Genomic DNA, 20,291 nt, shown 5'->3' with positions numbered 1-20,291 from the left:
CGGTGACGGCCTCACAGATCGGGCGGGGCGAATTCGCCGTCCGGGTGGGAATTGCCGTGCTGATCGTGGCGCTGGCCTTCGGCCTCTGGCGCATGCACGATATCCTGCTGCTGGTCTTTGCCGGCGTGCTCGTCGGCATCATCTTGAACGCGCTCGCGCACCGGATCGAACGGTTCAGTGGGCTCGGGCATCGCATGGCGCTCGCCGCGGCGACGCTCTCGCTGTTCGGGCTGATCGGCGCGCTCTTCTATTTCTTCGGCCATGAAATCGCGGCGCAGCTAGGCGAGCTCGGCGCGAAGCTGCCGGCCGCCTGGGACGATCTGCGCCGCCTGATTTCCGCCAGCGGCTATGAGGCGCAGGTGAACGCGCAACTCTCCCGCTCCGTGCCGAGCGGCGGCACCATCATTGCCGTTCTCGGCAATGTGGTGACCGGGGTGAGCGGCGCCATTTCGGGGCTGCTGCTGGCGACATTGGGCGGAATCTATCTGGCGGCGCAGCCCGGCGTCTATCAGACAGGCGTTCTGATGCTGTTCCCGCCGGAGCGGGCGGACGCGCTCAACCGGGCGATCGGCCGCACCGGCTATTCGCTGCGGGCCTGGTTGAAGGGGCAATTGATTTCGATGCTCTTCACCGCGACCGCCATCATGATCGGGCTGGCGGTGATCGGCGTGCCCACGCCGGTGGCGCTGGGCCTGATCGCCGGTATCGCCGGCTTCATCCCGATGATCGGGCCGCTGATCGGCGCGGCGGTCGGCATATTGGTGGCGCTCACCATTGGTGGCACGGTGCTCTGGAGCACGATCCTCCTCTATCTGGTGGTGCAGCAACTGGCGGGCAGCGTGATCGAGCCGCTCATCATGCAGCATACGGTGAAGGTGCCGCCGGCCCTCACCCTGTTCGGCCTGCTGGCGGTCGGCGCGCTGCTGGGGCCGATCGGCGTGCTGTTGGGCGGGCCGATTCTGGTCGCCAGCTATGTGCTCACCCGCGAGCTCTATGTGAAGGAAGCGCTGGGGCGCCCGCTGGAAGACTGAAGTCTATTTTCGCGCAGATATTGCGCCTGGGTGAAATTTTGACCATCCTTTGCCGCAACGGTCCGGCGCGCGGGAGACGCGCCGGGCGGACTTGATGGTGGAGGACAGATGGCGGAGGAAGGCTTCGACGTGCTCGTGCTGGGCACGGGTGCCGCCGGCTTGACCGCGGCGATCGCCGCGCACGAGCATGGCGCGAAAGTGGGCGTTCTGGAAAAGTCCGATCGGGTGGGCGGCACCACCGCCTGGTCGGGCGGGATGATCTGGATTCCCAACACGCCGCACCAGAAGGCGGCCGGCCGCAGCGACAGCCGGGAGGAAGCCCTCACCTATATCGGCGCCCTGTCGAACGGCCTCATCTCCGAGGATCTGGCCGCCGCCTATGTCGACGCCGGCCCGGAAATGGTGCGATTCCTGGAAGAGCGCACGCCGGTCAGCTTCTACTGCGTGGCTGATTTTCCCGACTATCACCCCGAGGTTCCCGGCGGAAAGGCCGAGGGTGGGCGCACTCTGGAGTGCCCGCCCTTTTCCTATCATGAGCTGGGAGAGTGGGCGGCGCGTGTGGAAGTCTCGCCCTATTTCCCTGACATCCATATCGCCATCGGCGAGACGACGCTGGGCCAGCCGGTGCCGGTGCCGATGCCGCCGGAAGTGAAGCAGCGCCGGATCGCCGAGGACGAGCGCGGGCTTGGCCATGCGCTGATCGGCCGGCTGCTGAAGGGCTGCCTCGATCGGGGAATAGAGCCGCTGACCGGGCATCGGGCGGTGGAACTGATCCTCTCGAACGGCCGTGTGACCGGGGTGCGGGTGGAGCATGAAGGGGGCGAACGGGTGATCGCCGCCCGCAATGTGGTGATCGCCACCGGCGGCTTCGAATGGAACGAGCGCTTCGTGCGCGCCTTCCTGCGCGGGCCGCTGACGCATCCGGTCTCGGTGCCGACCAACACCGGCGACGGGCTGGTGATGGCGATGAAGGCGGGCGCGATGCTGGGCAACATGCGCGAGGCCTGGTGGCAGACCTCGGTGGTGGTTCCCGACACGCTGGTGTCGACCGGGCGGCAGATCATCAGCTCGGCGCGGGGGCTGCCCGGCGCCATCATCGTCAACCGCGCCGGCCGGCGGTTCATGAACGAGGCCGCCAACTACAATGCGGTGGGCGCCGCCATGCAGGAGCAGGACACGGCCTCCGGCACCTACCGCAACCTGCCTTGCTGGGTCGTCTTCGACCAACGCTATTTCGACCGCTACGGCTTCGCCGGCGGCATGAAGGACGGGCTGAACGGCGGAACGGCGAGCGCGCCCGACTGGATCACAGCCGCTGAAACATTGGATGGTCTGGCGCTGAAGCTCGGCATCCCGGCCGGCGCGCTGGACGAGACGGTCGCCCGCTTCAACGCCCATGTCGAAGCCGGCCACGACGCGGACTTCCAGCGCGGCGAAAGCGCGCACGACCGCTGGTGGGGCGACCCGGCGTGGAAGGGGCAGAAACGCGCGACGCTCGGCCCGATCGGCCCCGGCCCCTGGTATGCGGTGGAAATGCTGCCCTCGGGGCTGGGCACCAAGGGCGGGCCGCAGACCGACGCCGAAGGGCGGGTGATGCACCTGGACGGCCAGCCGATCGAGGGCCTTTATGCGGCCGGCAACGCCATGGCCTCGCCCTTCGGCATGACCTATGGCGGGGCGGGCGGCACGATCGGCCCGGCGATGGTGTTCGGCTTCCTCGCCGGAAGGCACGCCGCCCGGCACAATGCGCGGGCCTGAACACTTAGCCGAAGCTGAAGCAATACTGTCGAAAGACCTGCCGCAGGCATCCGAATCAGACTGAAACATCTATGGGGCGACGGAAAGCTGCCTTACGCGATGGGCGAACAGCCGATGTAGGGCATTCAACTGTTCGGCAAGCCAGGCATGTTGACGTGGCCAGTCAGCCCGGTTCGTCGGGTCGGTCTCTTCCAGCACCAGATTGATCTTGCTCTCTTTTCCATCCGGCAGTTCATGCCATTGCAACGGGCGGCCGAATGACTGTTCAATTTCCGCTTTATGCGCTTCGAGCGCATGGAAATGAGCCTTCGCCCTGTTGCCTGTTAGATAAAGCTCTGCACGCAAATGCTTTTTTTGAGTTTGTATAACGGCGCTTATGCTGAAACCTGTTCTGCCGATCCGATAAGCCATCCACGATTGTGGCTGCGGCGTGCGTCTCCCTCGAAGCGGTCCACCAAGTTGTTCCAGAGCCGTGTGCAGCCCAGCCCAATAATCGCGTTGCATCAGGTGAAGCTCGGAAAGCGCGCCATCGTCGATGCTCCGCGCCGCCTGCGCCACCGCGCGCGACCAGTCGTTCGGCTTGGAAACGATGTTGAACTTCGGCGCCGCCGGGGAGGAGCTTATCCGCCAGAGTTCCACCTCAAGGCCGAAGAAGCGGAAATGCTCGTCGGTGATCCGGTTGAGCCAGTCCAGCGTCGAGCGATGTTCTTCGGTGAATCGCGCGGCGATCCAGACGATGGTGACGGCCGAGAGGCCCGAAGCGTAGGTAAGCAACTGGCCGAGGTGAGTGTGATCGGTACGCTCAAGCTGATTCTCGATCAGCACCCAGCTATCGGTGGCGATATCCTTGCACAAAAGATCTGCCCGGAATGGTCCCACGGACTGTTCCTGCGCTTCCAGTTCAAGTTCAAGGCCCAGCGTGTCGGCAAGGGTCGCCAGATTGTCCTCGCGCGCGAGCCATGGTGTGAAGCCTCCTGCTTCGTTTGCCCAGATGCTGCGTAATTCCACTCGCTCCAGCCGCCCCAACGCCAATTCACTTATGCTCATATTATTCGTCCCCCATCCGAAGCGCGGCGATGAAGGCCTCCTGCGGGATATCGACGCTGCCATATTGGCGCATGCGCTTCTTCCCCTCCTTCTGCTTCTCCAGCAGCTTGCGCTTCCGGCTGATGTCTCCGCCGTAGCATTTGGCGGTGACGTCCTTGCGCAAGGCGGCGATGGTTTCGCGGGCGATCACCTTGGCGCCGATGGCGGCCTGGATGGGAATCTTGAAGAGGTGCCTGGGGATCAGATCCTTCAGCCGCTCGCACATGTGGCGGCCGCGCGCCTCGGCCGCGTCGCGGTGGACGATCATCGACAGAGCGTCCACCTGCTCGCCGTTCACCAGGATCGACATCTTGACGAGATCGCCCGAGCGATAGCCGGTCTGGTGATAGTCGAAGCTGGCATAGCCGCGCGAAATGCTCTTCAGCCGATCGTAGAAGTCGAACACCACTTCGTTGAGCGGCAGCTCGTAGGTGAGCTGCGCCCGGCCGCCGACATAGGTAAGGTTCTTCTGGATGCCGCGCCGATCCTGGCAGAGCTTCAGGATCGCGCCCAGATATTCGTCGGGCACATAGATGGTGGCCTCGATCCAGGGCTCTTCCATATGGTCGATCTTCACCGGGTCCGGCATGTCGGCGGGGTTGTGCAGTTCGATCACCGCGCCGTCCGTCAGATGCACTTTGTAGACGACCGACGGGGCAGTGGTGATAAGGTCGAGGTCATATTCGCGGCTCAAACGCTCCTGGATGATCTCCAGATGCAGGAGGCCGAGGAAGCCGCAGCGGAAGCCGAAGCCGAGCGCGGCGGAAGTCTCCATCTCGAAGCTGAACGAGGCGTCGTTCAGCCGAAGCTTGTAGATGCTGTCGCGCAGCTTCTCGAAATCGGCGGCGTCGGTCGGGAACAGGCCGCAGAACACCACCGGCTGCACTTCGCGGAAACCCGCCAGCGGCTCGGCGGCGGGCTTCTTCACGTCGGTGATGGTGTCGCCCACCCGCGCTTCGGCGATCTCCTTGATCTGCGCGGTGATGAAGCCGATCTCGCCCGGCCCCAGTTCCGGCAATTGCTCGATCTTCGGGCGGAAGGCGCCGACGCGGTCCACCAGATGCTCGGTGCCGCCGGCCATGAACTTGATCTGCTGGCCCTTCCGGATAGCGCCGTCGATCACCCGGACGAGGATCACCACGCCCAGATAAGGATCATACCAGCTGTCGACCAGCATCGCCTTCAGCGGCGCGGCGCGATCCCCCTTGGGCGGCGGGATGCGCTTCACGATCGCTTCCAGTATCTCGGTAATGCCGATTCCGGTCTTGGCGCTGGCCAGCACCGCTTCGGACGCGTCGAGGCCGATCACCTCCTCGATCTCGGCCTTCACCTTTTCCGGCTCGGCGGACGGCAGGTCCACCTTGTTGATGACGGGCACGATCTCATGGTCATGCTCGATCGACTGGTAGACGTTGGCGAGCGTCTGCGCCTCCACCCCTTGCGCCGCATCCACCACCAGCAGCGCGCCCTCGCAGGCGGCGAGGCTGCGCGAGACTTCATAGGCGAAGTCGACATGGCCCGGCGTGTCCATCAGGTTCAGCACATAGCTTTCCCCGTCCGACGCCTTGTAGTCGAGGCGCACGGTCTGCGCCTTGATGGTGATTCCGCGCTCCTTCTCGATGTCCATATTGTCGAGCACCTGCGCCGACATCTCGCGCTCGGAAAGCCCGCCGGTGGACTGGATCAGCCGGTCGGCGAGGGTCGACTTCCCATGGTCGATATGGGCGATGATCGAGAAGTTGCGGATATGTGAAAGGGCCGTCATGCGCGCCCTCTAGAGCAAGTTTCGCCCGGCGGGAATGCCCCCTCAGCCGAAGCGGCGGCGCAGTTCCAGAAGGGCGAGCGCGGCCTCCACCGCTTCGCCGGCCTTGTTCTTCTGCGCCGGGTCGGCGCGGACGAGCGCCTGCGCCTCATTCTCGACCGTCAATATGCCGTTGCCGACGGCCAGCCCGTCCAGCGTCAGCGCCATGATGCCGCGAGCGCTTTCGTTGGAGACAATCTCGAAATGATAGGTTTCGCCGCGAATCACGCAGCCCAGCGCCACGAAGGCGTCGTAACCGCCATTGTCGGCCGCCAGCGCGATCGCCGCCGGAATTTCGAGCGCGCCGGGCACTTCCACCAGTTCATGCTTGTGGCCGCCAGCCTCCAGCGCCGCGATGGCGCCCTTCAGCTGCAGCTCGAAGATGTGCCGGTAGAAGCCGGCGCCGACGAGAAGGACCTTGGCCATTTCGATTACCCCCGGTTATCCGCAGGAAGCGGGCTTTCCGCAAGAAGCGGCCGCTCGCCGACCACTTTCAGGCCATAGCCTTCCAGGCCCACATAGGCGCGCGGGGCGGTGGTGAGAAGCTCCATTTCCGCCACCCCCAGATCCACCAGGATCTGCGAGCCGACGCCCAGTTCCCGCACCGTATTATATTCCCCCTCGCCGCGCGCCTTCATCTGCCGGGAAAGCCCGTCGCTGCGCGAATCGCGGATCAGGATCAGGATTCCGGCGCCCTCCGCGGCGATGGCATCCATGGCGCGGCCGATCAGCCCGGCGCGGCCGCCGGTCTCGGCGAAGAGGTCGGCGAAGGCGTTCACCACATGCACGCGCACCAGCGTCGGCTTCTCCGGCGAGATGCGGCCCTTTATCAGCACCAGATGCTCGGCATATTCGGCGGTGTTGGCGTAGGTCATCGCCGTCCAGCGGCCGCCATGCTCGCTTTCGATCTCCACCTCGGCGACCTTGGCGACCAGATGGTCGTGCCGCATCCGATAGGCGATCAGGTCGCGGATGGTGCCGATCTTCAGCCCATGCCGGCGGGCGAAGGGGATCAGGTCGTCGAGGCGGGCCATGGTGCCGTCCTCGTTCATGATCTCGCAGATCACGCCCGAGGGGTTGAGGCCGGCGAGGCGCGAGACATCGACGGCCGCCTCGGTGTGGCCGGCGCGGACCAGCACGCCGCCGTTGCGGGCGACGAGCGGGAAGACATGGCCCGGCGTGACGATCGAGTCCGACAGCTTGGAGCCGTCGATCGCAACCGCCACCGTGCGTGCGCGGTCGGCCGCCGAAATGCCCGTCGTCACCCCGTCCTTCGCCTCGATGGAAACGGTGAAGGCGGTTTCGTGCCGCGTGCGGTTCATCGAGCTCATCAGCGGCAGGCCGAGCTGGTCCACCCGCGCCTTGCTGAGCGACAGGCAGATGAGGCCGCGGCCGTGCGTCGCCATGAAGTTGATGGCGTCGGGCGTCGCCATCTGCGCCGGGATGATGAGGTCGCCCTCATTCTCCCGGTCCTCGTCGTCGACGAGGATGTACATGCGGCCGTTTCGCGCCTCGGCGATGATCTCCTCGATCGGCACCAGCGGCGAAGGGCCGGAGCCGGTCAGGAAGGCCTCCAGCTTCGAAAGCGTGTCGGCCGTCGGGTTCCAGCCCGGCTGGTCCAGATCGCGAAGCGTGTTAGCGTGAAGCCCCGCCGCCCTGGCGAGGCCGGAGCGCGAAAGCCCGGTTTCGGAAAGATGCGCGCGGATCCGGTCTAGAAGCTGTTGTGCCATTCCATCCAATTCTCACATCAAAATGTGAGAATCAAGATTTGAATCACATTGCAATGTCAGACTGCGCCGCGCGCCTGCGTCATTCGGGCCAGGTAGCGGGCCAGAACGTCGATTTCCAGATTCACCTGCCGCCCCGGCTGCGCTTCCCCCAGTGTCGTCCATTGCGCGGTGTGGGGGATGATGTTCAGATGGAAGACGGCGCTTCCGTCCGGCTGGTCGTCGACCGCGTTCACGGTCAGCGAAATGCCGTCCACCGCGACCGAGCCCTTGGCGGCGATCGAGGGCGCCAGATCGGCGGGGGCGCGGATGGCGATGTGCACGGAGCCTTCCACCGGCTCCACCGCTTCCACCGTGCCGACGCCATCGACATGGCCGGTGACGATGTGGCCGCCCAGCTCGTCGCCCACCTTCAAGGAGCGTTCGAGGTTCAGCCTCGCGCCGTTGCGCCACTGCGCCGGCGCGGTGCGGCTGACGGTCTCGCCGGAGACATCCACGGTGAAGCGGTCGGCGGATTTTCCGGTGACGGTCAGGCAGACGCCCGAGCAGGCGATGGAGGCGCCGATGGCGACCGTTTCCAGATCATAGGCGGTGCGGATGGAAAGGCGGAGGTCTTCGCCGGGGCGCTCTTCCAGCTCCACGATTTCGCCGATGTCGGTGATGATTCCGGTGAACATACCGCTGGTTTAGGCGTAGCCGGGCGCGAGGGAAAGCGCTGGATTCAACCGCGACGCCCGCTAGACTGGCCGGCCACAACATCGTTCCGGAGAGATAATTGCGGCGCGCGCTCAGCCTTTTCTTCTATGGTCTGGCGGTCATCCTGCTGATCGCGGCGCCGGTTTACGCCGCCATGGCCTTCGCCGACGGCGAACCGCTGGAGATGCGCCTGTTCGTGCTGCCAGTCGTCGTTGCCGGGCTGGTGCCGCTGCTGATCGGGCTGGCGCTGGAGAGCGAGGGGCGGCTGGCGCCGGCGGGCTGGGTGCTCTCGCTCGCCGCCGGGCTTGGGACCTTGCTGGCGGCCGCGCTTCTGCTGACGGTGGGCAGCGCCGACACGCTGGCGCGCCTGTCGCCGGGCACGCAGCCGGTGCGGATGAGCTGGCTGGGGCCGCTCGTCACCGGAATCCCCCTGGCGCTGGCCGGCGGCGCGTGCCTCTGGCTGGCGCGCCGGCAGCGGCCGAAGCCCCGCAAGCGCTCGCTGGAAGACCGGCTTCACATCAACCGATAGCGTTCCAGCAGGTCGGCGCCGAGCGGCCGGCGCTCCTCCAGCCGCCAGACGCCATGGGTTTCGGCGAGCGTAGCCGGGTGCAGCCCCTCCAGCCCGATCCCTTCGCCGATCAGGATCGGCGCGCGCAACAGCAGCAGCCGATCCACGCGATTCATCGTCAGCAGCGCTGAAGCCAGCCCGCCGCCGCCTTCGCAGAGGATTCGGTTCAGGCCCTCCTGTCTTGCAAAATGCTCCAGCGCCTGGAGATCGCAGAAGGCCAGAAAACCCTCCGGCACGGGGCCGGACGTAAGCACCGCCTTGAGCGGCTGCGGCGCATGGCTGCCGGGCAGGCGATTGTCGAGGCGGGGCCGGTCGGCGCGCAATGTGCCACCGCCCACCAGCACCATGTCCGCTTCGGCGCGAAGCTGGTGGGCGTAGAGGCGGGCGGCCTCGCCGGTGATCCATTGGCTGCGGCCGTCGGCCATGGCCAGCCGCCCATCCAGCGAAAGCGCCAGCTTCAGCGTCAGTTCGGCCCGGCCGGTGGCAAGGCGGCCGACGAATCCGGCCAGTTCCAGGCGCGCCTCGGCTTCCAGCACGCCGGAAACGGTTTCGACTCCGGCCGCCTTCAGCCGCGCCAGCCCCTTGCCGGCCGTGCGTTCGTCCGGATCGGCCATGGCGACGACGCAGCGGGCGATTCCGGCGGCGATGAGGCTGTCGGCGCAGGCCGGGCCGCGCCGGCTTTCATGCGCGCAGGGCTCCAGCGTGACATAGGCGATGGCGCCTTGCGCGCGGCTTCCGGCTTCCGTCAGCGCCATGGCTTCGGCGTGCGGGCGGCCGCCGTCCTGCGTCCAGCCCCGGCCGACGACCCGGCTGCCTTGCAGCAGCAGGCAGCCGACATTGGGGTTGCTGCCCGTCCGCCCCCGGCCGCGCCTGGCCAGCGCGAGCGCCGCCGCCATCCAGCGCCGGTCGGCGTCCGGCGTCACCTCAGCTCGTGGCCTGTCGGGCGGCGGCGCGCTCGGCTTCCAGCGCCTTCTGCCGCGCCTGTTCCGCTTCATGGGCGCGGCGGTTGGCTTCCACCTGCGCGCGCAGCCTGTCCATCGCCTCGGCTTGGTCGCGCAAGGCGTCCTCGGACGTGCGATTGCCGTCCCAGCTTTCCATATAGACGACGCGCTCGGGCACCTCGATGCCGCTGTCCATGGCGATCAGGAAGGCGGACACGATCGCGACCGCCATTCCCAGCGCGACCACAGCGGCGATCAGCTTGTGCCGCGGGGCGTTGCGGATCCGCGCCGCGAAGCCCTGCGGCTCGGCATTCCAGGAAAAGCCGTCCGCCTGCTCCAGCTCGCGCTTTATCAATATCGCGCGGCGCCGGGCGTCGTCGTCGTGCGAAAGCTCCTGCGCCGCGAAAGGCATGGGAAGCTTCGCCTGTTTTGGCTTCTTGATCGGCATCGCAGCGCAGTTCTCCGGGTGGCGCCCCTCTTCGGCAACAGGGGCGGCCGCTTCAGACCCGCATCGGCATCAGCACATAGAGGGCTTCGGAATCCTCGGTCTCGCGGATGAGCGTGGGCGCGGCGGCATCCGCCATATGGACTTCCACCAGATCGCCTTCAACCTGCCCCAGGATGTCGAGCAGATAGCGGCTGTTGAAACCCACCTCGAAGCTGCCGGACGAATAGTCGGCCGGCACATCCTCGCTGGCGGTGCCGTTCTCCGGGCTGGTGACGGACAGCGTCACCCGGTCGCGGTCGAGGCTCAGCTTCACCGCGCGGGTCTTTTCGCTGGCGATCGCCGTCACCCGGTCCACCCCTTCGGCGAGCGTCGCGGGGTCGATCTTCAGCAGCTTGTCGTTCGCGGTCGGGATGACGCGGCTGTAATCCGGGAAGGTGCCGTCGATCAGCTTGGAGGTGAGGACCGCCTGGCCGATCGCGAAGCGGATCTTCGCGGCCGACAGGGCGATTTCCACTTCGCCGTCGCGCTCGTCCAGCAGCTTGCGCACTTCCGACACGCATTTGCGCGGGATGATGATGTCCGGCATGCCGCCCGCGCCTTCGGGCAGCGGGATTTCCACCCGCGCCAGCCGGTGCCCGTCCGTCGCCACGGCGCGCAGCGTGCTGCCGCCGGCGGGCGCGTGGATGAAGATGCCGTTCAGATAATAGCGCGTCTCTTCCGTCGAGATGGCGAAGCGCGTCTTGTCGATCAGCGTCACCAGCGTTTCCGCCGGAAGCCGGAAGCCGACCGGAAGGTCGCTCTCGCCGATCACCGGGAAATCCTCGCGCGGGAGCGTCTGCAACTGGAAGCGGGCGCGCCCGGCGGTGACGGCCATGCGCGAGCCCGACGAGTCCAGCGTCACCTGCGCGCCGTCCGGGATCTTGCGCACGATGTCGAACAAGGTGTGGGCGGAAACGGTGGTGGCGCCCGGCGTTTCCACCGCCGCCGGCGCTTCCTCGACGATCTGGAGGTCGAGGTCGGTCGCCATCAGCTTCATCGACTGGCCGTCCGCCGAGAGCAGCACGTTCGACAGGATGGGAATGGTGTTCCGGCGCTCCACAACGGACTGCACATGGCCCAACGCCCTCAGGAGTGTAGCGCGCTCGACAACCAGCTTCATGCGTTTTCCCTGCGAAGAATTTTATCCCCTCTATACATGAGCGAAGGGGAGGGGAAAGCGGGTTTTCACCGAAATGGCGATGGCAATCCATTTCCCCCGCCGCTAGCAGGCTGGGCATGAGCACGCCCGAAACCCTGATCCTGCGCCGCCCGGACGACTGGCATGTGCATCTGCGCGACGGCGCCATGCTGAGATCGGTGGTGAACTGGACGGCGCGGCAGTTCCGCCGCGCCATCGCCATGCCGAACCTGGTGCCGCCGGTGACGACGACCGACGAAGGCCGCGCCTATCGCGAGCGCATCTTGGCCGCCGTCGATCCGGACCTGGGGTTCGAGCCGCTGATCGTCTGCTACCTGACCGACCATACCGACCCGGACGATCTGCAGCGCGGCGCGGCGGAAGGGGTGTTCACGGCGGTGAAGCTCTACCCGGCGCACGCCACCACCAATTCCAGCCATGGCGTGACCGACGTGAGGAAGCTGGCCCCCGTCTTCGAGCGGATGCAGAAGATCGGCCTGCCGCTGCTGCTGCACGGTGAGGTGACGGACAAGGCGGTCGACATCTTCGACCGGGAGGCCGTGTTCATCGAGCGGGTGTTCCAGCCGCTGCGCGCCGCCTTTCCGGGGCTGAAGACGGTGTTCGAGCATATCACCACCGCCGAGGCGGCCGATTTCGTGGCGGACGGAGACGAAAATCTGGCGGCGACCATCACTCCGCACCATTTGCACATCAACCGCAACGCCATCTTCGACGGCGGAATCCGCCCGCACGCCTATTGCCTGCCGATCGCCAAGCGGGAGCGGCACCGGCTGGCGCTGGTGAAGGCGGCGACCTCCGGTTCGGCGAAATTCTTCCTGGGCACCGATACGGCGCCGCATGCGGTCGAGGCGAAGGAAGCCGCCTGCGGCTGCGCCGGCATCTTCTGCGCGCCCTATGCGCTGGAAAGCTACGCCGCCCTGTTCGAGGCGGAAGGCGCGCTCGACCGGCTGGAAGGCTTCGCCAGCGTGCATGGGCCGCGCTTCTACGGCCTGCCGCTGAACGAGGAGCGGGTGAAGCTGGAACGGGTGGCCGAGCCGGTGCCGGAGAAGCTGGAACTGGAAGCCGCGACGCTGGTGCCCTTCCATGCGGGCGAAACGCTGGGCTGGCGCTTCGGCGGCGTGCTGCCGGCCTGAAGATGGTGCCGGCCTTCACGCTGGAAGGGCGTGCGATCCACGACATTCCCTCCTTCTACGCGGAGGTGAACCGCCTCTTCATGGCGGGCGAGGACTGGAAGCTCGGCCAGAGCCTGGATGCGCTGGATGACCTGCTTTATGGCGGCTATGGCGCGCTGCAGGGACATGCGCGGGTGCGGCTGGTCTGGCGCGACATGGAGCAGAGCCGCGCCGCCCTCGGGAAGGAAGCGACACGCGCGCTCTACCTTGAAAAGCTGAAGCAGCCGGAGCGATATGATGTGGGGCGGATCAAGCGCGATCTGGCGGCGCTGGAAGCGGGCACCGGCCCGACTTATTTCCAGACGATATTGGACATCATCGCCAGCCATCCGAACATCGAACTGGTCGCCGCCTAGCGCCGCGCGAGATAATCGACGACCGCTTCGCCAAGGCCGTCGGCGATCGCCGCCTGCCCCTTTTTCGAGAAGAGATAGGCGGCATCCTGCGTGTTCGAGAGGAAGCCGGTTTCCAGCAGCACGGCCGGCACACCGAGATTCCGCAGCACCTGGAAGTTGGCGAAGCGGTGGAAATGGCTGCGGAACAGCACGCCCTCGGGCTCCAGCCCCCTTTGCAGGGCCTCGGCGAAATCGGAACTGGCGTTCATAGAATCGCGCATGCCGAGATCGACGAGGATGCTCGCCACTTCCCGATCCTCGCCGGTCAGATCCACCCCCGAGATCAGGTCGGCGCGGTTTTCCTTGGCGGCGACCCGCGCCGCCTCCCGGTCGGACGCGGTTTCCGAAAGCGTGTAGACCGAAGCGCCGCGGGCCGCGATGTTGGGGGCGCTGTCGGCGTGGATGGAGATGAACAGGTCCGCGCCCCATTGCCGGGCGAGTCGCACCCGGCCGCCCAGCGTCACGAAATAATCCCCGTCCCGCGTCAGCCGCACTTCGACGGGAACGCCCTTCGCCCGGGCGCGCCTCTCGATCGCCGCCTTCGCCAGCCTGGCGACCGCCAGCGTCACCTCCTTCTCGTTCCCGCCGGTGGCGGACGGCGCTCCGGGATCGGTGCCGCCATGGCCAGGGTCCAGCACCACCACATAGCGGCGGGACCTCGGGGCGCGCGCGCTGACGACGGGGGCCTGTCGGGGCGGCGCCAGCTTCGTCGGCGGCGTGGGCTGGGCGCGGAGATCGACGGGCGGCACAGGGGTCGCGACCTTCGGCGGCACCGGGCCGGGCGCGGGCTTCGGCGGCTCCAGCGCCTGATCGGCGGCGGAAAGCGCGGCCTCCACCGCATCCAGCCGCGCGGCGCTGTCGGCGGCCAGATCGGGCGCCGGCGCGGGACCGGGCGGCACGGCGCGCGGGGCCTCCTGCTGGAAGCCGGCCACGGGGTTGCGCCCGCGCGACACCTGCCGGCGGAACATGGCCTCGTCGATCGGCCGGAACTTCAGTTCCAGCACCTGGTTGCGGTCCTGGTAGGCGGAAACCAACTGCATCGGCTTTTCGAGGTCGAGGACCAGCCGCACGGTTTCCGGATCGAACTGGGAGACGCGCGCGGCTTTTGCCGGCCCGGCGCCAGCGACGTCACGGCGAAGCGAGGAGGCCTCGCCGAGGTCGACGGCCCAGCGCATCGGGTCGGCCAGCGCGAAGGCGCGCGGCGGGGCGGCAAGGGGTTCCGAAAGCGCGAGGCGCACCGTCAGCCCCTCGGCGGTCGGCAGCAGCCGCAGCGCGCCCGTTACCGCGACGGCAAGCGCGGGCAAGGGCAGCAACAGCAGGAACAGGCCGACGAGCCAGCGGAAAGCCATGATGCCCGCCTTCTGCCAAGCCGGCGGCGCGTTGAAAACCCGCCCAAGGCCAAAGCCGGGACGGGCCGTTCATCGGCTTGCGATGGAAAGCGCGCCGGTGTCCGGCTCGGCGCTCAATCTTTCAGCAGTTCGCCTTCCAGCGCGTCGGGCGGGATCGGTCCGCCCAGCACCGCTTCCGGCTGGCGCGGCGGAACAGCGCCCGGCGCTGCCGCCTCGGCCTGCTTGCGGGCGTTGCGGCGCTCCAGCCAGCGGGTGAACAGCAGGCCGCCGACGGCAGCCGCCACCATTCCGGCCGGCCCCAGCCGGCGTGCAACCGCCGGCAGCATCACCGGCAGGGCCGCGCCGATCACGGCGCCCACGGGGCCGGCAGCCGTTCCGCCCACCGTCTGCGCCACGCTGCGCCCGGCTACTGCGCTGACCAATTTGCCAATCATGCTGCCTCCGATCTTGGCCCGGTTCGATAGCTGCTACTTGGCATGCCCGGCGGCGGATTCAAGCCCGGAAACCAGCTCGACCAGCAAGCGGTTCGTCAACGGCCGCCCGGCCTCGGTGGTTCTGAGGCGCAGCCCGGGCTCCAGCAGGCCCATCGCCTGCAGCCGGGCGCGGGCTTGCGGCTCGGCGACCGAATCGAGAGGCAGGCCCGTGCGCGCCTCGAAATGCGCCGGCTCGATTCCACGCACCAGCCGCAAGCCCATCAACAGCGCCTCCTCGGCTGCCGCCGAACGGTCTATGGCCTCTTCCGCCTCCAGCCCGTGGCCACGGGCCGATACCGCTTCCAGCCAGCTTTCCGGGCGGCGGATCCGCGTGGTGGCAAGGCCGCCGCGCCGTCCGTGCGCGCCGGGGCCGATGCCGGCATAGTCGCCATAGGTCCAATATTGCAGGTTGTGGCGGCTCTCCGCGCCGGGCCGGGCGTGGTTGGAGATTTCATAGAGCGGCAGCCCGGCGGCGGCGCAGAGTTCGCCGGTCAGGTCGAACATGGTCGCGGCCTCCTCCTCGTCCGGCAGGGTAAGGAGGCCCTTGGCTGCCAGCGTATGGAAGCGCGTGCCCGGTTCTATGGTGAGCTGGTAGGCGGACAGGTGCTCGGTCCCGAAGGACAGGGCGCGCGCCAGTTCCGTTTCCCATTCGACCGACGTCTGGCCGGGGCGCGTGTGGATCAGGTCGAAGCTGACGCGCGGGAAATGCGCCTGCGCGGTGTCGAGCGCCGCCAGCCCCTGTGCCAGGTCGTGCGGCCGCCCGAGCAGCTTCAGCGCCGCGTCGTCCAGCGCCTGAAGGCCCAGCGAGACGCGGTTGACGCCGGCGGCGGCGAAATCGGCGAAGCGGGCCGCTTCCACCGAGGAGGGGTTGGCTTCCAGCGTGATTTCAGGATCGGCGGCGGCGGGCCAGAGGCGGAGCGCTTCGGCGATGAGCGCCTCGGCGGTCGCCGGTTCCATCAGCGAAGGCGTGCCGCCGCCGAAGAAGATGGAAACCAGCTTCTGCCCGCCGGTCAGCGCGGCTTCATGCCGGAGGTCGGCCAATAAGGCGTCGCGCCAGCGGGACTGGTCCACCCGCTCGCGCACATGGCTGTTGAAGTCGCAATAGGGGCATTTGGTGACGCAGAAGGGCCAATGGACATAGAGGGCGATGTCGCCGCTCATGCGGCCCCCAGCGCCGCCTTCAACTTGGCGAATGCCTGGGCGCGGTGGCTGATCGCCTTTTTTTCGGCCGGGTCCAGTTCGGCGAAGCTCTGGCGGTGGCCTTCGGGCACGAACACCGGATCATAGCCGAAGCCCATTTCGCCGCGCGGCGGCCAGGCGAGTGTTCCCGCCACCCGGCCCTCGAACGTCTCTTCCCGCCCGTCCGGCCAGACCAGCGCCAGCACGCAGACGAATTCGGCCGCGCGCGACGCATCGGGGCCGAGGGCCTGAAGCCTGTCCTCCACCTTGGTCATGGCCAGCAGCCAGTCGCGGCCGTTCCCGGTCTCGGCCCAGTCGGCGGTGTAGACGCCAGGCTCGCCGCCCAGCGCCTCCACGCAAAGGCCGCTGTCGTCGGAAAGGGCGGGCAGGCCCGAGCCCTTCGCCGCGAAGCGCGCCTTCAGCAGCGCGTTGCCGGCGAAGCTGTCCTCCGTCTCCTCCGGCTCGGGCAGGCCGAATTCCGAGGCCGGCACCGCCTCGATCCCGAAGGGCGCCAGCAGTTCGGCGATTTCCTTCAGCTTGCCCTTGTTGTGGCTGGCAAGGACGAGCTTCGGGCCGATCCTGCCGATCACCGGCCGGTCGCTTCCCGCTGCTTCGCGAAGATGGCGTCCGTGCCGATGCGCGACAGCCGCAGCAGGCGCAGCAGGGCTTCCTCGTCGAACACCGCGCCTTCGGCCGTCGCCTGGATTTCCACCAGCGCGCCGGTCGAGGTCAGGACGAAATTGCCATCGGTATGGGCGACCGAATCCTCATCATAATCGAGGTCCAGCACCGGCGTGCCTTCGTAGATGCCGCAGGAGACGGCCGCGACCTGGTTGGCCAGCGGGTCGATCTCGAACGGGCTAGCCTTGTGGATTGCGTCCAGCGCCAGCCGCAGCGCCACCCAGGCGCCGGAAATGGCCGCCGTGCGGGTGCCGCCATCGGCCTGCAGCACGTCGCAGTCGAGCGTGATCTGCCGCTCGCCCAGCGCCTTCAGGTCGGTGACGGCGCGCAAGGAGCGGCCGATCAGCCGCTGGATTTCCTGCGTGCGGCCGGATTGCTTGCCCTTGGCCGCCTCGCGGCTGCCGCGGGTGTGGGTGGCGCGGGGCAGCATGCCATATTCCGCCGTCACCCAGCCTTCGCCCTTGCCGCGCATCCATGGCGGCAGCTTTTCCTCGACGCTGGCGGTCACCAGCACATGCGTGTGGCCGAACTTCACCAGGCACGAACCCTCGGCATGGGCGTTGAAGTTGGGAATCATCGCGATTTCGCGCATCATGTCCGGCGAACGGCCCGAAGGGCGCATATCCTGTCCTTTGGTTCGGTGGGGTATTGGCAGCAGGGCTTAGGCGCGGGCGCGGGCCTTGCCAAGCGTCGCGGTTGAGCGGCGCGGCTTTCCCCCCTAGATTGGCTCCACCATGGTCGAAGCTTCCGCCATCAGCGTCTCGCAGCTTTCGGACCGCGCGCGCACCATCTTCCGCGACATCGTCGACAGTTACCTGACGACCGGGGCGCCGGTCGGCTCGCGCACGCTTTCGCGCACCGGCGAGTTGCAGCTTTCGCCCGCCTCCATCCGCAACGTCATGCAGGATCTGGAGGAACTGGGGCTGCTGGCGGCGCCGCACACTTCCGCCGGCCGGGTGCCGACCGAGCAGGGGCTGCGGCTGTTCGTGGACGGGATGATGCAGGCCGCCTCCCCCAGCGCCGAGGAGATCGCGGCGATCGAGGCGGAGGCCGCGCGTTCGGGCGCCAGCCTCGAGGATGTGCTGACGCGCACCACGGCGGCGCTGTCCGGGCTGGCACAATGCGCGGCGGTGGTGGCGGCGCCGCGTTCCGAGGCTATCATCCGCCAGCTCAACCTGGTGCCGCTCGGCCGGGGCCGGGCGCTGGCGGTGCTGGTGGGGGCGGACGGCAGCATCGAGAACCGGGTGATGGCGCTGCCCGAGGATGTGCCGCCGCAGGCGCTGGAGCAGGCGCAGAATTATGTGAACGCGCGGCTTTCTGGCCTGACGCTTGCCGATGCGGTGGAGCGGTTGCAGGCGGAAATGCTGACCGACCGGGCGGAGCTCGACCGGCTGACCGCTGGGCTGGTGGCGGAAGGGCTGGCAAGCTGGTCCAGCGACGGGGCGCGGCCGGTGCTGATCGTGCGCGGGCAGGCGCATCTCCTCGATTCGGCCGATCTCGACCGGGCGCGGGCGCTGCTGGAGGAGCTGGAGGAGAAGGCCGAGCTCGCCCGTTTGCTGGACGAGGCGCGGTCGGCGGAGGCGCTGCGCATCTTCATCGGCGCGGAAACGCGGCAGTTCGCGCTTTCCGGCTCCAGCGTGATCGCCGCCCCCTATCGCGGCGCGGACGGCCGGGTGATCGGGGTGGTGGGGGTTATCGGCCCGACGCGGTTGAACTATGCGCGCGTCGTCCCCATGGTGGATTTCACTGCAAACAGATTGTCGAGGTTGATGGCATGACAGCCGAAACGCCGGAAAACGGCGCAGAAATTTCACTGGAAGACGAACTCGCCGCCGCGCGGGCGGAAATCGTGGCGCTGGTGACCGAGCGCGACGCCGAGCGCGACCGGGCGCTGAGGATGGCCGCCGAGGCGGAGAACACCCGCCGCCGGCTGGAGCGCGACAAGGCGGATGCGGTGCAGTTCGCCGCCGCCGGTTTCGCCCGCGACATGCTGACGGTGGCCGACAATCTCGCCCGCGCGCTCGAATCGCTGCCGGCCGAGGCGGCGGACGGGCTTCGCACCGGAATCGAGGCGACCCAGCGCGAGCTGGTCTCCATCTTCGAGCGCCATGGGATCAAGCGGGTGCCGGCCGTCGGCCTGCCGCTCGACCCCAACGCGCATCAGGCGATGGTGGAAGTGGAAGCCGACGCCGAGCCGGGCACGGTGGTTTCCGAACTGCAGCCGGGGTGGACGCTGAAGGAGCGGCTGCTGCGTCCGGCGCTCGTCACCGTCGCCAAGGCCAAGAGCGAGACGGCCGCATGATCATCGCCTTGGGGCGCGCCGAAGTCGATCCGGCGCAATTGCAGGCGCTTCGGCCCGTGCTGCGGGACATCATGCGCTGCACCTTCGACGAGTCCGGCTGTCTGTCCTACAGCGCGGCCATCGAATCCGAAGGCGGTGACGGTTTCCCGGCCGTTATCACCTTCGCCGAGCGCTGGGCCAGCGAGGCCGACATGCAGTGCCATGCGGAGTCGCCGCACATGTTGGCTTTCGTCGAGAATTTCGGAGAGGCGATCTGGTCGGTCGACCTTAAGATCTACGATGCCTCGGCCGAACGATCGATGATGCTGACCGGGCCCACATTCGCGAAGCTTCCCCTGATTCCCGGCCTGAACGGCAGCAGCGCGCAATAAGCCGCAAGCGGCGGACGGCCTTTCAGCCGCACCCCTTCGGCGAGCAGCCAGGCGTCCTTCACGATTTCCGCCTGCTGCTCGATGCCGTAGCGGCTGAAGGGCTTGCCCGGCTTCAGCGGCAGATAGGAATAGTGCGCGAAGGGCGGGCGTTTCAGCAGCAGGTTCATGCCCTGCTGGTGCTGCCAGACATGCACCATCTCATGCACGAAATGCGCCCGCAGCCAGACGGATTCGGCGCTGAAGTCCGCGCTCCAGATGTCGCCATTGGGGTGGAACCACAAATGCCCGTCCGGGGCCATGGTCACCCAGGCCGGCTGCCACATCCACCATTTCAGATGGTGGATGCGGACGGGCGCGCAGTCGACGGCGTCGCCGAAGACGCGCGCGACCAGTTGCCGCTCGCCCTGTGTCAGCGCGCGGCTGCGGGAATCAGTGCTGATGCGCGGACCCCGCCGGCTTCGCGGCCGGGCTGTTGACGGCGCGCGCCTCGGCGTCGATCGTCACCTTGGCGCCCGACTGGAAGCTGAAGGTGAGCGGGATTCGGTCGCCGGGCTTCACCCCGGCGGAAAGGCCGAAGAGCATCAGGTGGCTGCCGCCCGGCGCGAACTTCAGCTCGCCCCTGGCGGGGAGGGCGAAGCTCGGCTCGGCGCGCATCTTCATCACTCCGCCCTCGTTCACCATGGAATGCAGCTCGATCCGCTCGGCCTTGGGCGAGGTGACCCCCACCAGCGCGTCGGCGGCCGCGGTGCCATGCGCCAGGAAGTAGCCGCCGGCGGGGCGTCCGGCCGCCGCCGGAAGGCGGACCCAGGCGTCCATCACATGCGGTGTCGTGTATTTTGCCTCGGAATGCTGGGCGATCGCCGGCAGGGGGCTCAAAAGAAGGGCGGAAATGGCAAGGGTGCGCAGCATGGGCATGTTTCCTGTCGCGTCGGGCTGGATCGGGTCCGGCGAACCTCTACTCTCTGGCGGTGCGTGGCTGCAACAGACGAGCTTGCCCGGCCATGAATGAAATCGAAAAGCGCGGATTCGCCATTGATGCCGGCTTTCATCCACCTATATGCCGAACGGACATGGAAGCCTTCGGGTTTCCGGACAGAATCTCAAGCGAAAGGTGC

Annotated in this window: 23 protein-coding genes; 8 read left to right on the top strand and 15 right to left on the bottom strand. The window is 67.6% G+C overall.

Annotated features, from left to right (window positions below; translation table 11 throughout):
• Nucleotides 1-2: 2 nt before the first annotated feature.
• Both L6Q21_RS01570 and L6Q21_RS01565 read left to right on the top strand, forming a co-directional pair.
• Entirely contained in the window at nt 3-1,031 is a 1,029-nt protein-coding gene (locus L6Q21_RS01570; protein ID WP_237828689.1) for an AI-2E family transporter, read from the top strand.
• Between the two features lie 108 nt (nt 1,032-1,139).
• The gene (locus tag L6Q21_RS01565; protein WP_237828686.1) at nt 1,140-2,789 is read left to right on the top strand and encodes an FAD-dependent oxidoreductase; all 1,650 of its coding nucleotides are present in this window, start codon (nt 1,140-1,142) and stop codon (nt 2,787-2,789) included.
• A gap of 69 nt (nt 2,790-2,858) precedes the next feature.
• Here the strand turns inward: L6Q21_RS01565 and L6Q21_RS01560 are convergent, their stop codons facing one another.
• From L6Q21_RS01560 to L6Q21_RS01540, 5 genes are read right to left on the bottom strand one after another with little or no spacing between them, the layout of a single operon-like run.
• Complete coding sequence (locus tag L6Q21_RS01560; protein WP_237828684.1) at nt 2,859-3,836, bottom strand: DUF4268 domain-containing protein; 978 nt, start codon at nt 3,834-3,836, stop codon at nt 2,859-2,861.
• Between the two features lies 1 nt (nt 3,837).
• Nucleotides 3,838-5,640, bottom strand: coding sequence for a translation elongation factor 4 (lepA, locus tag L6Q21_RS01555; protein WP_237828682.1), 1,803 nt, complete (start codon nt 5,638-5,640; stop codon nt 3,838-3,840).
• 42 nt (nt 5,641-5,682) lie between these two features.
• On the bottom strand, nt 5,683-6,102 hold the full coding sequence (ribH, locus tag L6Q21_RS01550; protein WP_237828681.1) for a 6,7-dimethyl-8-ribityllumazine synthase: 420 nt from the start codon (nt 6,100-6,102) through the stop codon (nt 5,683-5,685).
• 5 nt (nt 6,103-6,107) lie between these two features.
• Complete coding sequence (gene ribB / locus L6Q21_RS01545) at nt 6,108-7,406, bottom strand: 3,4-dihydroxy-2-butanone-4-phosphate synthase (RefSeq protein ID WP_237828680.1); 1,299 nt, start codon at nt 7,404-7,406, stop codon at nt 6,108-6,110.
• A 56-nt stretch (nt 7,407-7,462) separates the two neighbouring features.
• Complete coding sequence (locus tag L6Q21_RS01540; RefSeq protein ID WP_237828679.1) at nt 7,463-8,080, bottom strand: riboflavin synthase; 618 nt, start codon at nt 8,078-8,080, stop codon at nt 7,463-7,465.
• Nucleotides 8,081-8,178: 98 nt separating this feature from the next.
• Here L6Q21_RS01540 and L6Q21_RS01535 point away from each other — a divergent pair, with 98 nt between their 5' ends.
• Complete coding sequence (locus L6Q21_RS01535) at nt 8,179-8,628, top strand: hypothetical protein (RefSeq protein ID WP_237828678.1); 450 nt, start codon at nt 8,179-8,181, stop codon at nt 8,626-8,628.
• Here L6Q21_RS01535 and ribD read toward each other — a convergent pair.
• From ribD to dnaN, 3 genes are read right to left on the bottom strand one after another with little or no spacing between them, the layout of a single operon-like run.
• The gene (ribD, locus tag L6Q21_RS01530; RefSeq protein WP_336246218.1) at nt 8,613-9,590 is read right to left on the bottom strand and encodes a bifunctional diaminohydroxyphosphoribosylaminopyrimidine deaminase/5-amino-6-(5-phosphoribosylamino)uracil reductase RibD; all 978 of its coding nucleotides are present in this window, start codon (nt 9,588-9,590) and stop codon (nt 8,613-8,615) included. The genes L6Q21_RS01535 and ribD overlap by 16 nt on opposite strands.
• Nucleotide 9,591: 1 nt before the next feature.
• Nucleotides 9,592-10,056, bottom strand: coding sequence for a hypothetical protein (locus L6Q21_RS01525; protein WP_237828677.1), 465 nt, complete (start codon nt 10,054-10,056; stop codon nt 9,592-9,594).
• 52 nt (nt 10,057-10,108) lie between these two features.
• Nucleotides 10,109-11,215: a DNA polymerase III subunit beta gene (dnaN, locus tag L6Q21_RS01520; RefSeq protein WP_237828676.1), complete on the bottom strand. Its 1,107-nt coding sequence runs from the start codon at nt 11,213-11,215 to the stop codon at nt 10,109-10,111.
• Between the two features lie 116 nt (nt 11,216-11,331).
• Between dnaN and pyrC the strand changes: the two genes are divergently transcribed.
• Together pyrC and L6Q21_RS01510 are read left to right on the top strand one after the other, a co-directional pair.
• Nucleotides 11,332-12,387, top strand: coding sequence for a dihydroorotase (pyrC, locus tag L6Q21_RS01515; protein ID WP_237828674.1), 1,056 nt, complete (start codon nt 11,332-11,334; stop codon nt 12,385-12,387).
• Nucleotides 12,388-12,389: 2 nt separating this feature from the next.
• Complete coding sequence (locus L6Q21_RS01510) at nt 12,390-12,782, top strand: barstar family protein (protein WP_237828672.1); 393 nt, start codon at nt 12,390-12,392, stop codon at nt 12,780-12,782.
• On the opposite strand, the gene L6Q21_RS01505 is transcribed toward L6Q21_RS01510, so the two are convergent.
• From L6Q21_RS01505 to rph, 5 genes are all read right to left on the bottom strand, one after another.
• Entirely contained in the window at nt 12,779-14,170 is a 1,392-nt protein-coding gene (locus tag L6Q21_RS01505; protein WP_237828671.1) for an N-acetylmuramoyl-L-alanine amidase, read from the bottom strand. The two genes, L6Q21_RS01510 and L6Q21_RS01505, sit on opposite strands and share 4 nt — an antisense overlap.
• Nucleotides 14,171-14,283: 113 nt before the next feature.
• Nucleotides 14,284-14,604, bottom strand: a complete 321-nt coding sequence (locus L6Q21_RS01500) for a hypothetical protein (protein WP_237828669.1) — start codon at nt 14,602-14,604, stop codon at nt 14,284-14,286.
• A gap of 33 nt (nt 14,605-14,637) precedes the next feature.
• Nucleotides 14,638-15,804 (bottom strand): radical SAM family heme chaperone HemW, encoded by a 1,167-nt coding sequence (gene hemW / locus L6Q21_RS01495; RefSeq protein WP_237828668.1) that lies wholly within the window; start codon nt 15,802-15,804, stop codon nt 14,638-14,640.
• Complete coding sequence (gene rdgB / locus L6Q21_RS01490; protein ID WP_418895789.1) at nt 15,801-16,412, bottom strand: RdgB/HAM1 family non-canonical purine NTP pyrophosphatase; 612 nt, start codon at nt 16,410-16,412, stop codon at nt 15,801-15,803. Before rdgB ends, hemW begins: the two co-directional genes overlap by 4 nt.
• Nucleotides 16,409-17,125: a ribonuclease PH gene (rph, locus tag L6Q21_RS01485; RefSeq protein WP_237828667.1), complete on the bottom strand. Its 717-nt coding sequence runs from the start codon at nt 17,123-17,125 to the stop codon at nt 16,409-16,411. Before rph ends, rdgB begins: the two co-directional genes overlap by 4 nt.
• Before the next feature lie 112 nt (nt 17,126-17,237).
• Between rph and hrcA the strand changes: the two genes are divergently transcribed.
• Genes hrcA through L6Q21_RS01470 form a run of 3 tightly spaced genes read left to right on the top strand, consistent with a single transcriptional unit; the run spans nt 17,238 to nt 19,176 of the window.
• Entirely contained in the window at nt 17,238-18,281 is a 1,044-nt protein-coding gene (gene hrcA, locus L6Q21_RS01480; RefSeq protein WP_237828666.1) for a heat-inducible transcriptional repressor HrcA, read from the top strand.
• Complete coding sequence (locus L6Q21_RS01475) at nt 18,278-18,805, top strand: nucleotide exchange factor GrpE (RefSeq protein ID WP_237828665.1); 528 nt, start codon at nt 18,278-18,280, stop codon at nt 18,803-18,805. The genes hrcA and L6Q21_RS01475 overlap by 4 nt, the downstream gene beginning before the upstream one ends.
• Nucleotides 18,802-19,176, top strand: a complete 375-nt coding sequence (locus tag L6Q21_RS01470) for a putative quinol monooxygenase (protein WP_237828664.1) — start codon at nt 18,802-18,804, stop codon at nt 19,174-19,176. Before L6Q21_RS01475 ends, L6Q21_RS01470 begins: the two co-directional genes overlap by 4 nt.
• Here the strand turns inward: L6Q21_RS01470 and L6Q21_RS01465 are convergent.
• Nucleotides 19,080-19,499, bottom strand: coding sequence for a vgr related protein (locus tag L6Q21_RS01465; protein ID WP_336246217.1), 420 nt, complete (start codon nt 19,497-19,499; stop codon nt 19,080-19,082). The two genes, L6Q21_RS01470 and L6Q21_RS01465, sit on opposite strands and share 97 nt — an antisense overlap.
• Before the next feature lie 106 nt (nt 19,500-19,605).
• Nucleotides 19,606-20,085, bottom strand: a complete 480-nt coding sequence (locus L6Q21_RS01460; protein WP_237828663.1) for a copper chaperone PCu(A)C — start codon at nt 20,083-20,085, stop codon at nt 19,606-19,608.
• Between the last annotated feature and the right edge of the window lie 206 nt (nt 20,086-20,291).

This window comes from Sandaracinobacteroides sayramensis (assembly GCF_022014495.1).
Classification (GTDB): domain Bacteria; phylum Pseudomonadota; class Alphaproteobacteria; order Sphingomonadales; family Sphingomonadaceae; genus Sandaracinobacteroides; species Sandaracinobacteroides sayramense.
The sequence above is the reverse complement of the archived record's forward strand: the minus strand, read 5'-3'. Positions and strand labels throughout refer to the sequence as shown.

Coding starts and splice junctions, on each gene's coding strand:
- L6Q21_RS01565 (WP_237828686.1), top strand. CDS start 1,140: ATGGCGGAGGAAGGCTTCGACGTGCTCGTGCTGGGCACGGGTGCCGCC.
- L6Q21_RS01560 (WP_237828684.1), bottom strand. CDS start 3,836: ATGAGCATAAGTGAATTGGCGTTGGGGCGGCTGGAGCGAGTGGAATTA.
- lepA (WP_237828682.1), bottom strand. CDS start 5,640: ATGACGGCCCTTTCACATATCCGCAACTTCTCGATCATCGCCCATATC.
- ribH (WP_237828681.1), bottom strand. CDS start 6,102: ATGGCCAAGGTCCTTCTCGTCGGCGCCGGCTTCTACCGGCACATCTTC.
- ribB (WP_237828680.1), bottom strand. CDS start 7,406: ATGGCACAACAGCTTCTAGACCGGATCCGCGCGCATCTTTCCGAAACC.
- L6Q21_RS01540 (WP_237828679.1), bottom strand. CDS start 8,080: ATGTTCACCGGAATCATCACCGACATCGGCGAAATCGTGGAGCTGGAA.
- L6Q21_RS01525 (WP_237828677.1), bottom strand. CDS start 10,056: ATGCCGATCAAGAAGCCAAAACAGGCGAAGCTTCCCATGCCTTTCGCG.
- dnaN (WP_237828676.1), bottom strand. CDS start 11,215: ATGAAGCTGGTTGTCGAGCGCGCTACACTCCTGAGGGCGTTGGGCCAT.
- pyrC (WP_237828674.1), top strand. CDS start 11,332: ATGAGCACGCCCGAAACCCTGATCCTGCGCCGCCCGGACGACTGGCAT.
- L6Q21_RS01510 (WP_237828672.1), top strand. CDS start 12,390: ATGGTGCCGGCCTTCACGCTGGAAGGGCGTGCGATCCACGACATTCCC.
- L6Q21_RS01505 (WP_237828671.1), bottom strand. CDS start 14,170: ATGGCTTTCCGCTGGCTCGTCGGCCTGTTCCTGCTGTTGCTGCCCTTG.
- L6Q21_RS01500 (WP_237828669.1), bottom strand. CDS start 14,604: ATGATTGGCAAATTGGTCAGCGCAGTAGCCGGGCGCAGCGTGGCGCAG.
- hemW (WP_237828668.1), bottom strand. CDS start 15,804: ATGAGCGGCGACATCGCCCTCTATGTCCATTGGCCCTTCTGCGTCACC.
- rph (WP_237828667.1), bottom strand. CDS start 17,125: ATGCGCCCTTCGGGCCGTTCGCCGGACATGATGCGCGAAATCGCGATG.
- hrcA (WP_237828666.1), top strand. CDS start 17,238: ATGGTCGAAGCTTCCGCCATCAGCGTCTCGCAGCTTTCGGACCGCGCG.
- L6Q21_RS01475 (WP_237828665.1), top strand. CDS start 18,278: ATGACAGCCGAAACGCCGGAAAACGGCGCAGAAATTTCACTGGAAGAC.
- L6Q21_RS01470 (WP_237828664.1), top strand. CDS start 18,802: ATGATCATCGCCTTGGGGCGCGCCGAAGTCGATCCGGCGCAATTGCAG.
- L6Q21_RS01465 (WP_336246217.1), bottom strand. CDS start 19,499: ATGTGGCAGCCGGCCTGGGTGACCATGGCCCCGGACGGGCATTTGTGG.
- L6Q21_RS01460 (WP_237828663.1), bottom strand. CDS start 20,085: ATGCTGCGCACCCTTGCCATTTCCGCCCTTCTTTTGAGCCCCCTGCCG.